The following is a 2,927-nucleotide window of genomic DNA, read 5'->3' as shown; positions in this document are numbered from 1 at the left end:
AATGATAATCCGATCTACTATGAAACTTTACCAAAAGAAAAGATTGCTGACTATTTGGGTGAGGGCTTCTCTTTAGATCATGTATTTTTTCTATCCGAGCCCTCCGATAGCTTGGAGATTTATTTTACCAAAGAGGTTATATCTGGATTTTCGAAAAGTATTAAGAACTACAAAAAAATAATTATTACCGAAGAGTTGACAGACGGCCACAAAGTAGTAGAACAGAAAGAAATCCCAGATTTTTTAAAAGATTCATCAATTCCTCCGCCATTTAATTATTCAGGTTTTAATAATGTCTATTTTTTATCCACTCCAATTATTTCTGAAAACAGGGGAATTATTTTTATAGACAGCTATGGCGAAAAAGGATTAGGCATCACCATTAGGTTTTATATAAGAAGAAATAAAAATGCCCCATGGGAAGTTATTGGTACAGGTAGTGTTCATGAAGTGAGTTATTACAATGATTAAGGGGTTGAAGAGATAATGGTTATTGTTCAGCACTCTTATACCATGATTTTAATTGCTTCTGCAAATCTATATGGTTTCCTTTGTTGGAGTAGCATTCACTCCGCTTAAGAAAACGGCATAAGGTACTCCTTCTGACTGCTAAAACTATGAAATTATATTATATACTTATTTTATCAATGCTAGTATCTTTGAGCTGTAAGAATAATGAGACCCTATTCTCAACTTATAACAAAAGTGCTTACAGCTTAACATATGGTGATTTGAACAGCGAAAAAGAACCAAATCAACCCGACAGTGTTACCATTAAAATTGAAATAGAAGATGTAAACTCTGATTCAGCTTATATTTTCTCTCATGTTAAAGTGGGGTGTTGTACTTTCAAAACAGATAAGAAAGTCATTAAAACTAAAGTCCAGAGATCAAATTATCCTATACAAATTATTATTAGATCTGTTGGATATTTTTCAATTGAAACACAACCGATTTTGCTTGACGGTAAAGATGTTTATTTAAAAGCTTACTTGGCAGAGCCAAATTTAAAGATTTCTAATTGTGAAGGCACATTCAAAGATGCACAAATAAGCTGTTGATAATGCTAAAGAGAGTATGCATGCTAACTGCTAAGAAATATTATCTGTTATTTATGTTCACATGCATCCTTTCTTGTGCTTCCTCGGGAAAACAAGATTCAGGAATGGAAGAAATAGGAATTACTAAATTACAAAGCTACGATGATTTTTCGAGCTATATCCAAATAAATACCTTTAGTTATGAATCTAAAGAACAGGAGCTTCCGGCGTACTACAGGATAAATGGTATTCTTTTTCAAAATTTAGATTTTGAAAAATATTTTATTGTTCCAGTTAAAAAAGGTTTATATCAAATCGAAGCCGGTTTTATTGGTAAAGAAGAAGTAGCGTTAAATGCTCTTGAAGTAGGAAAAGGTGATTCTGTATTAGTTAAATTTTACTTAAAAGATGATCCTGAGCCACTGCATGAATAAAGAAGGGCTTTACCAACCCGCTCCGGGAATTAATTGGTTTGGGGGAGTGAAGATCAATTATTTGATTAAGTAAGAAAGTTGTCATTTCGAGTCCTCTGAAAGAGGTGAGAAATCTAAAGATTTAGTACAAATTGGAATCATATGATTTGCTAATTCCTCAAGCAATTGATAATTAATTCACGACCTCAAAAAATGATTAAGTGTAAAAGCTGATATGAAAACTATAGGTTGCACAGAATAATGAAACAAGTGATACAAATATCTTATAAAATTATACTTTTTACACTATTAGCTATTCTACTGAATGTATTGCTGGGTTATGTTTTCGGAGTTTTTTGGGATGTATCATTCGAGGGTGCAGATACTTATTTGTTAAGTTTAAACCCTATTGGCTTTATATCAGGAACCCTACTTATCCATACACTTATGATGGGCTGGGTATACTTGATTGTAATGATATTGTACCATTATCACATAAAAAAACACTTAAAGCTAAAATATGTTTTATACTTCTTGATTGCATTTTCTGCATTTATTGTGATAATTGATTTTGGAGTCAATCATTATACACTCATATCTACTATATATTTTTCTTGTGCAATTATTCTATATATCATAATCAGGAGATTCCAGATTAATCTAATTCTGTTCACCTTATCTTTGTTTCCACTATTTATTTATTGGAGAGCTGATAGTTTTAGTATCAGAACACTACTTATTAATCTCTGTTCCTTGTTTGTTTTGTCGGTGATAATAGCCAAGGTTTATGAAAAGAATATAAATGGTATTAAGACTAATCATCTATCCAAAGACAGCATTTAATAATGCGAGTACAAATTGTAATTAAATCAATAGTATTAATTTTGCTATCCTTCTATTCTTTTTCATTAGAAGGGCAAGACAGAGAACCGCTCTACATCCTTGTTAACTTATCGGATACGATTGTTCTTAATGAAAACTATACTGAAAAAACCATTACAGATAATAAAATTGTGTTCTCAATTGGCCTTGAGACTCTCGGTGTGATAAATCAATTTACTTATGACAAAAAATATGGTCGCAAGGAGAACATTGATGAGGAAAGATTCAGTGAATTGAAAATTTCTTCAATTGATGATTTAAATAAAATATTGGTCGATAAAGCTGCATTCAAAGAACCTCAATCAATATTTGAAGAAGTATATATTATAGAGCAGAAAAATAATAGGTTTACTATTTATGAGGTAATCTGGAAGAAACTTCTTTTTGAGGAATAAGGGGCTTTACCAACCTGCTCCGCGAATTAATTGGTTTGGGGGAGTGAGGTTGAATTATTTAATTAAGTAAGAAAGTTGTCATTTTGGATCCTCTGAAAGAGATATGAGATTTAAAGTTCTATATTAGCAGCATCAAATCAATATTGTAGCAATTAGATAAAATGAATAGCTCCAAAATTATATTCTATTCTTTGATT

General features: G+C 31.3%; 4 protein-coding genes. All 4 read left to right on the top strand.

Annotation, left to right across the window (positions count from 1 at the left end; all coding sequences use genetic code 11):
* On the top strand, positions 1-471 hold a 471-nt coding region (locus A8B79_RS16130; protein WP_161485139.1), incomplete at its 5' end, for a hypothetical protein.
* Positions 472-617: 146 nt separating this feature from the next.
* Positions 618-1,061 (top strand): hypothetical protein, encoded by a 444-nt coding sequence (locus A8B79_RS05335; RefSeq protein ID WP_153038358.1) that lies wholly within the window; start codon positions 618-620, stop codon positions 1,059-1,061.
* Positions 1,062-1,114: 53 nt separating this feature from the next.
* A complete protein-coding gene (locus A8B79_RS05330; protein ID WP_153038357.1) occupies positions 1,115-1,474 on the top strand; it encodes a hypothetical protein in 360 nt (119 codons plus the stop codon).
* Between the two features lie 824 nt (positions 1,475-2,298).
* Positions 2,299-2,730, top strand: coding sequence for a hypothetical protein (locus tag A8B79_RS05320; protein ID WP_066219058.1), 432 nt, complete (start codon positions 2,299-2,301; stop codon positions 2,728-2,730).
* The last annotated feature ends 197 nt before the right edge of the window (positions 2,731-2,927 follow it).

This window comes from Balneola sp. EhC07 (assembly GCF_001650905.1).
In the GTDB taxonomy this organism is placed as follows: domain Bacteria; phylum Bacteroidota; class Rhodothermia; order Balneolales; family Balneolaceae; genus Balneola.
The sequence above is the reverse complement of the archived record's forward strand: the minus strand, read 5'-3'. Positions and strand labels throughout refer to the sequence as shown.